This window comes from Rahnella sp. P4_A8 (genome assembly GCF_056402435.1).
In genome coordinates, this window is the sequence record NZ_JBFUHK010000087.1 from 1 (window position 1) to 9036 (window position 9036).

Below are 9036 nucleotides of genomic sequence, written 5' to 3' on the forward strand. Positions count from 1 at the left end.
GTTGGTGATGTAGCGGGTAACCGCGTGAACACCACGTAAACGCAGAATGTCGTGCGGAGACTCAGGGCCGTCAGATACGACGTCACCACGTTCCACAACTTCGCCTTCGAACACGTTCAGCTGACGCCATTTAGGAATCATTTCTTCGTAAGCATCGCTGCCATCCAACGGAGAAATTACCAGACGACGTTTGCCTTTGGTTTCTTTACCGAAGGAGATGATCCCGCTGATTTCAGCAAGGATTGCAGGCTCTTTCGGACGACGTGCTTCGAACAGATCAGCAACGCGTGGCAGACCACCGGTGATGTCCTTGGTACCGCCGGATTCCTGAGGAATACGCGCCAGGGTGTCACCAGAGTGGATCTGAGTACCATCTTCCAGCTGAACAATCGCTTTACCAGGCAGGAAGTATTGAGCAGGCATATCAGTACCTGGGATCAATACGTCGTCGCCTTTAGCATCAACGATTTTCAGTGCAGGACGCAGGTCTTTACCGCTACCGGTACGCTCTGCAGAGTCCAGAACCACCAGAGAAGACAAACCGGTCAGGTCGTCGGTCTGGCGGGTAATGGTCTGAGTATCCACCATATCGGCAAAGCGAATGAAACCACTCACTTCACTGATAACTGGCATGGTGTGCGGATCCCAGTTAGCCACGGTTTCGCCGCCGTTAACAGATGCGCCATCACCTTTGCCCATCACGGAACCGTAAGGCACTTTATAGCTTTCTTTGGTACGACCGAATTCGTCGATCAATTTCAGCTCAGTGTTACGGGAAGTGATAACCAGTTTGCCGTTAGAGTTGCTAACATGCTTGTGGTTGCTCAGCTTAATGGTACCGGTGTTCTTAACCTGAATGCTGGATTCTGCTGCCGCACGAGATGCCGCACCACCGATGTGGAACGTACGCATCGTCAGCTGGGTACCCGGCTCACCGATGGACTGTGCTGCAATAACACCGATCGCTTCACCTTTGTTGATGATGTGACCACGTGCCAGGTCGCGACCGTAGCAGTTTGCACACACACCAAAGTCGGTTTCGCAACTTACGACTGAACGTACTTTCACACTGTCGACAGAGTTCTCTTCTAACAGATCACACGTCTTCTCGTGAAGCAGGGTGTTACGTGGAACCAGGATATCCGCCGTACCCGGCTTGAGGATATCTTCTGCAGTCACACGACCCAGCACACGTTCACGCAGTGGTTCTTTAACGTCGCCACCTTCGATGACAGGAGTCATCATGATGCCTTCGTGAGTACCACAGTCGTCTTCGGTCACGACCAGATCCTGTGCCACGTCAACCAGACGACGGGTCAGATAACCGGAGTTAGCCGTTTTCAGTGCGGTATCCGCCAAACCTTTACGAGCACCGTGAGTAGAGATGAAGTACTGGAGTACGTTCAGACCTTCACGGAAGTTCGCGGTGATTGGCGTTTCAATGATGGAACCATCTGGTTTCGCCATCAGGCCACGCATACCAGCCAGCTGACGAATCTGTGCAGCAGAACCACGCGCACCGGAGTCGGCCATCATAAAGATACTGTTGAAGGAAACCTGCTGTTCAACAACACCGTCACGGTTGACGACGTCTTCAACAGACAAGTTTTCCATCATTGCCTTAGCAACACGTTCGTTGGCCGCAGCCCAGATGTCGATCACTTTGTTATAGCGTTCGCCAGCAGTGACCAGACCAGACTGGAACTGTTCCTGGATTTCAGCAACTTCGGTTTCTGCTTCTTCGATGATCTCTGCTTTCTTCGCAGGGATTACCATGTCATCGATACCTACTGACGCGCCTGAACGGGCAGCGTAAGCAAAACCGGTGTACATGATCTGGTCAGCAAAAATAACGGTCGGCTTCAGGCCCAAAATGCGGTAACAGGTGTTCAGCATTTTGGAGATAGCTTTTTTGCCCAGAGGCTGGTTGACGATCGAGAACGGCAGACCTTTTGGCACGATCATCCACAGGATGGCGCGACCGACAGTCGTGTCGATAATCGACGTCTTGTGCGTAACTTCGCCTTCGGTATTTTTGATCTCTTCGGTGATACGCACTTTGACACGCGCATGCAGAGAGGCCAGACCGCCGCGATAAATACGCTCAGCTTCTTTAGGACCAGTCAGAACCATGCCTTCGCCTTTGGCGTTAACACAGTCACGGGTCATATAGTACAGACCCAATACAACGTCCTGAGAAGGAACGATGATTGGCTCGCCGTTCGCAGGTGACAGGATGTTGTTGGTAGACATCATCAACGCACGCGCTTCCAGCTGGGCTTCCAGCGTCAACGGTACGTGAACAGCCATCTGGTCACCATCGAAGTCGGCGTTATATGCCGCACAAACCAGCGGGTGCAGCTGGATTGCTTTACCTTCGATCAGAACCGGTTCAAACGCCTGGATGCCCAAACGGTGCAGGGTTGGTGCACGGTTCAGCAGTACCGGGTGTTCGCGGATAACTTCGTCCAGGATATCCCAAACGACAGCTTCTTCGCGCTCAACCATTTTCTTAGCGGCTTTGATGGTGGTGGCCAGGCCACGCAGTTCCAGCTTGCCGTAAATGAACGGTTTGAACAGTTCCAGTGCCATTTTCTTCGGCAGACCACACTGGTGCAGACGCAGGTATGGACCTACGGTGATAACGGAACGACCCGAGTAGTCGACACGTTTACCCAGCAGGTTCTGACGGAAACGACCCTGTTTACCTTTAATCATGTCTGCCAGAGATTTCAGCGGACGCTTGTTAGAGCCGGTGATTGCACGACCGCGACGGCCGTTATCCAGCAAAGCATCTACCGCTTCTTGCAGCATACGTTTTTCGTTACGTACGATGATGTCTGGCGCAGCCAGATCCAGCAGGCGTTTCAGACGGTTGTTACGGTTGATAACGCGACGATACAGATCGTTCAGATCTGACGTTGCGAAACGGCCGCCGTCCAACGGAACCAATGGACGCAAGTCTGGCGGCAGTACCGGCAACACAGTCAGGATCATCCACTCTGGTTTGTTACCAGACTGAACGAACGCTTCCAGCAGCTTGATACGCTTGGTCAGCTTCTTACGTTTGGTTTCGGAGTTGGTTTCGTTCAACTCTTCACGCAGTTGCTCGCACTCTGCTTCCAGGTCCATGTTTTTCAACAGAGCCTGAATTGCTTCCGCACCCATCTTCGCGTCGAACTCATCACCAAACTCTTCCAACGCATCCAGATACTGCTCTTCAGTCAGGATCTGGCGTTTTTCGAGGTTAGTCATGCCGCCTTCGATAACCACATAGGATTCGAAGTACAGAACACGTTCGATGTCACGCAGTGGCATATCCAGCAGCAAACCGATGCGCGATGGCAGCGATTTCAGGAACCAGATGTGTGCAGTCGGGGAAGCCAGTTCGATGTGGCCCATACGCTCACGGCGTACTTTAGTCTGGGTCACTTCAACGCCGCACTTCTCGCAGATCACGCCGCGATGTTTTAAACGCTTGTACTTACCGCACAGGCATTCGTAGTCTTTTACTGGTCCGAAAATACGGGCACAGAAAAGGCCGTCACGTTCTGGTTTGAACGTACGGTAGTTAATGGTTTCTGGCTTCTTAACTTCACCAAAAGACCAAGAACGGATCATGTCTGGCGATGCCAGAGCAATTTTGATCGCATCAAACTCTTCGGTCTTAGTTTGCGCTTTCAGAAACTTTAGTAAGTCTTTCACGGATTGGCTCCCGTCGGGTTAGACCTGTTAGGCACCTGGTCTGTATTGATTAACAGGCAGGTGCCCCTGTGATCAGTGCGAATTCGAGTACTTACTCGTCTTCCAGCTCGATGTTGATACCCAGAGAACGGATTTCTTTCAACAGTACGTTGAAGGATTCCGGCATGCCTGGTTCCATACGATGATCGCCATCTACGATGTTTTTATACATCTTAGTACGGCCATTCACGTCATCGGACTTAACAGTCAGCATTTCCTGCAGGGTATATGCGGCACCATATGCTTCCAGTGCCCACACTTCCATCTCACCGAAGCGCTGACCACCGAACTGAGCTTTACCACCCAGCGGCTGCTGAGTAACAAGGCTGTAAGAACCGGTAGAACGCGCGTGCATCTTATCGTCAACAAGGTGGTTCAGTTTCAGCATGTACATGTAGCCGACGGTAACCTGACGCTCGAATTGCTCGCCGGTACGGCCGTCAAACAGTGTGATCTGACCAGAGGTTGGGATTCCGCCCATTTCAAGCAGTTGCTTGATCTCTGTCTCTTTCGCACCGTCGAAGACTGGTGTCGCGATTGGCATACCTTTTTTCAGGTTCTCAGCCAGACGCAATACTTCGTCATCGGTAAAGGTGGTCAGATCCACTTTCTGACGTACGTCGTCGCCCAGATCATAGGCACGCTGGATGAACTCGCGCAGCTTAGAAACTTCTTCCTGTTTCTTCAGCATGGCATTGATTTTTTCACCAATACCTTTCGCGGCCATACCCAGGTGGGTTTCCAAAATCTGACCAATGTTCATACGTGATGGAACGCCCAGCGGGTTCAGTACGATATCAACAGGAGTCCCGTTTTCATCGTAAGGCATATCTTCGATCGGGTTGATCTTGGAGATAACACCTTTGTTACCGTGGCGGCCTGCCATTTTGTCACCAGGCTGGATTTGACGTTTAACGGCCAAATACACTTTAACGATTTTCAGCACACCTGGTGCCAGATCATCGCCCTGAGTGATTTTACGACGCTTAGCTTCGAGTTTTTTCTCAAACTCGGATTTCAGTTCGTCGTACTGTTCAGCAAGCTGTTCCAACTGATTCTGTTTGTCTTCGTCAGTCAGTGACAGTTCTAACCAACGATCGCGAGGCAATTTGCCCAGCTTGTCAGCTTCAACACCGCCAGCAACCAGCGCAGACTGGATACGTGCAAACAGACCGGCTTCCAGGATCTGCAGTTCTTCAGTCAGGTCTTTCTTCGCCTGCTTCAGCTGCATCTCTTCGATTTCCAACGCACGCTTGTCTTTTTCCACGCCATCGCGGGTGAAGACTTGCACGTCGATAACCGTACCGGACACGCCGTTTGGTACACGCAGAGAAGAGTCTTTAACGTCAGACGCTTTCTCACCGAAGATCGCACGCAGCAGTTTCTCTTCCGGCGTCAGCTGGGTTTCGCCTTTAGGCGTTACCTTACCCACCAGAATGTCACCACCGGTCACTTCAGCACCGATATAAACGATACCGGATTCATCCAGTTTGGAGAGCGCAGCTTCACCCACGTTAGGGATGTCAGCGGTGATCTCTTCAGGCCCTAACTTGGTGTCACGGGACACACATGCCAGTTCCTGGATATGGATGGTCGTGAAGCGGTCTTCCTGCACAACACGTTCGGAGACCAAGATGGAGTCTTCGAAGTTGTAACCGTTCCAAGGCATGAACGCGACACGCATGTTCTGACCCAGAGCCAGTTCGCCAAGATCTGTAGACGGACCATCTGCCAGCACGTCGCCGCGCTCGATTGGCTCGCCCAGATTCACACACGGCATCTGGTTGATGCAGGTGTTCTGGTTAGAACGGGTGTATTTGGTCAGGTTATAAATGTCGATACCTGCTTCGCCCGGGTACATCTCTTCTTCGTTAACACGAATAACGATACGGGATGCATCCACGTACTGAACAATACCGCCACGTTTGGCTACGGCAGTAACACCGGAGTCAACTGCTACAGCACGTTCCATACCAGTACCTACCAGCGGCTTATCAGCGCGCAGAGTCGGAACTGCCTGACGTTGCATGTTCGCACCCATCAATGCACGGTTGGCGTCATCGTGTTCCAGGAATGGAATCAATGAAGCACCAACGGATACAACCTGTTGGGTGGAAACGTCCATGTAGTCAACCTGATCGCGGCTGAAGAGGCTTGATTCGCCTTTGCTACGACAAGTGACTAGGTCTTCAATGAAGCGCCCTTCTTCGTCCAGGTTGGAGTTCGCCTGAGCGATTACGAAGTTGCCTTCTTCAATGGCAGACAGATAGTTGATTTCATCAGTCACCAGACCATCACGCACGCGACGGTAAGGGGTTTCCAGGAAACCGTACTCATTGGTCTGTGCATAGACAGACAAGGAGTTGATCAGACCGATGTTTGGACCTTCTGGCGTTTCGATTGGACATACGCGGCCGTAGTGAGTCGGGTGTACGTCTCGAACTTCAAAGCCAGCACGTTCACGGGTCAAACCGCCCGGGCCCAATGCAGAGATACGACGCTTGTGCGTGATCTCAGACAACGGGTTGTTCTGGTCCATAAATTGTGACAACTGGCTTGAGCCGAAGAATTCTTTCACCGCAGCCGAAATCGGCTTAGCGTTGATCATATCCTGAGGCATCAGTGTGTCGAGATCGCCCAGAGACAGACGCTCTTTAACAGCACGCTCAACACGAACCAGACCAACACGGAATTGGTTTTCAGCCATTTCGCCGACGGAACGAATACGACGGTTGCCCAAGTGGTCGATATCATCCACTTCGCCCTGGCCGTTACGAATGCCGATCAGCTTTTTCATTACCTGAATGATGTCGTCTTTGCTCAGGATACCTGAACCTTCGATTTCATCACGCAACAGAGAACGGTTGAACTTCATACGACCTACAGCAGACAGGTCGTAACGATCTTCAGAGAAGAACAGGTTCTCAAACAGGCTTTCCGCCGCTTCACGCGTTGGTGGCTCACCAGGACGCATCATTCGGTAGATTTCAACCAGTGCGCTCAGGCGATCGCTGGTTGGGTCGACGCGAATGGTCTCGGACATGTACGCGCCATGATCGAGGTCATTGGTGAACAGCGTTTCAATGGTTTTGTGACCGGACTGGCTCAGTTTAGCAAGCAGGTCCAGAGACAATTCCATGTTAGCCGGGACGATCAGCTCACCGGTATTGGTGTCGATGTAGTCTTTAGAGACCACTTTCCCTGCGATGTATTCAACAGGAACTTCGATGCGCTGAATTTCGTCTTTTTCAAGCTGACGAATATGACGGGCAGTGATGCGGCGGCCTTTTTCTACATAGACTTTGCCGTCAGCTTCGATATCAAAGGAAGCTGTTTCACCACGCAGGCGCTCAGGTACCAGTTCCATCTGCAACTTGTTGTCGCGGATCTGGTAAGTCACCTTGTCAAAGAACAGGTCAAGGATCTGTTCAGTCGTGTAATTTAATGCACGCAGAATGATGGTCGCAGGCAATTTACGGCGACGGTCAATACGTACAAACAGGTTGTCTTTCGGATCAAACTCGAAATCTAACCATGAACCGCGGTAAGGGATGATACGCGCGTTATAAAGCACTTTACCCGAAGAGTGGGTTTTACCCTTATCGCTGTCGAAGAATACGCCCGGACTACGGTGCAGCTGAGATACGATAACCCTCTCAGTACCGTTAATCACAAAGGTACCATTTTCGGTCATGAGCGGAATTTCGCCCATATAGACTTCTTGTTCCTTGATGTCTTTGACCGTACCTTCTGGTGCTTCACGTTCGTAGATTACCAGGCGCAGTTTTACGCGCAGTGGCGCGGAGAACGTCACACCACGGATCTGGCATTCTTTAACGTCGAATACAGGCTCACCAAGACGGTAGCTAACGTATTGCAGCTCAGAGTTACCGCTGTAGCTCTTGATAGGGAATACAGAACGGAATGCAGCTTCCAGACCGTACTGGCCTTCCGGATCTTGCTCGATAAACTTCTGGAACGAGTCAAGCTGGATAGAAAGGAGATATGGAATGTCCAAAACTTGTGGACGTTTACCAAAATCCTTACGAATGCGTTTTTTCTCGGTATAGGAGTAAACCATAGGGTTCCTCAGCTCGCTGATCAGTGACCCAATCTTGTCTGCCCTGAGAAGGACAGTTCATGCAACACCGTTTATGTCGACCGGAAAGCAGAAACGCTTCCCGCAATATCTGTTTTCTACCACTCTTAAATCATTTCGTTGTGCGTTATCTGTAGATGAGCTACAGCAAGAGGCAACAATATATTAAGGCGTCTATAGAAAGAGATATTAGAGTAGTTCAGTGCTCAAACAGTGTGAAACACCACTGACACTCTATAGCGCAAAAAGGCTGGTGACTAAAAAGTCACCAGCCATCAGCCTGTTAGGACAGGCTGCACTCCGGGAAGTTAAACTTACTTAACTTCAACAGAAGCACCAGCTTCTTCCAGAGATTTTTTCAGAGCTTCAGCGTCGTCTTTGCTGATGCCTTCTTTCAGAGCTGCTGGAGCAGACTCAACCAGGTCTTTCGCTTCTTTCAGACCCAGGCCAGTCGCGGTGCGAACAGCTTTGATAACTGCAACTTTGTTCGCGCCAACAGCGGCCAGAACAACGTCGAACTCAGTTTTTTCTTCAACAGCTTCAGCAGCAGCAGCAGGACCTGCAACAGCAGCAGCAGCAGAAACGCCGAATTTTTCTTCCATAGCGGAGATCAGTTCAACGATTTCCATTACAGACAGAGCTGCAACGCCTTCAATGATTTGTTCTTTAGTGATTGACATTTCAAGTGTTCCTAGAATTCAGAAATAGTTTATACGTAAGCAAATGAACGAGATAAAAAAGGCTGATTAAGCAGCTTCTTTCTGATCGCGTACAGCAGCCAGAGTGCGAACCAATTTGCCTGCAGAGGCTTCTTTCATGGTTGCCATCAGGCGTGCGATTGCTTCTTCGTAAGTAGGCAGAGTTGCCAAGCGGTCAATTTGAGCCGCAGAGATAAACTCACCTTCAAAGGCCGCAGCTTTAACCTCAAATTTTGCATTCGCTTTAGCGAAATCTTTGAACAAACGGGCAGCAGCGCCTGGGTGTTCAGTAGAGAATGCAATCAAGGTTGGACCGACAAACGTGTCTTTCAGGCACTCAAACTGAGTACCTTCCACGACGCGACGCATCAAGGTGTTGCGAACAACACGCATGTAAACGCCAGCTTCACGACCTGCTTTACGCAGTTCAGTCATTTTATCTACAGTTACGCCACGAGAATCCGCAACAACCGCAGACAGCGCGCCTTTGGCTAC

Annotated in this window: 4 protein-coding genes; all 4 read right to left on the minus strand. The window is 50.7% G+C overall.

The window, feature by feature from the left end; translation table 11 throughout:
* Positions 1 to 3705 (minus strand): DNA-directed RNA polymerase subunit beta' (rpoC, locus tag AC1DUO_RS22150; protein WP_477988774.1); only part of this gene is annotated, 3705 nt, incomplete at its 3' end.
* A gap of 91 nt (positions 3706 to 3796) precedes the next feature.
* A complete protein-coding gene (rpoB, locus tag AC1DUO_RS22155) occupies positions 3797 to 7825 on the minus strand; it encodes a DNA-directed RNA polymerase subunit beta (protein WP_013577409.1) in 4029 nt (1342 codons plus the stop codon).
* A 332-nt stretch (positions 7826 to 8157) separates the two neighbouring features.
* Entirely contained in the window at positions 8158 to 8523 is a 366-nt protein-coding gene (gene rplL / locus AC1DUO_RS22160; protein WP_013577410.1) for a 50S ribosomal protein L7/L12, read from the minus strand.
* A gap of 66 nt (positions 8524 to 8589) precedes the next feature.
* A partial coding sequence (gene rplJ, locus AC1DUO_RS22165; protein ID WP_477988777.1) for a 50S ribosomal protein L10 occupies positions 8590 to 9036 on the minus strand: 447 nt, incomplete at its 5' end.

Coding starts and splice junctions, on each gene's coding strand:
- rpoB (WP_013577409.1), bottom strand. CDS start 7,825: ATGGTTTACTCCTATACCGAGAAAAAACGCATTCGTAAGGATTTTGGT.
- rplL (WP_013577410.1), bottom strand. CDS start 8,523: ATGTCAATCACTAAAGAACAAATCATTGAAGGCGTTGCAGCTCTGTCT.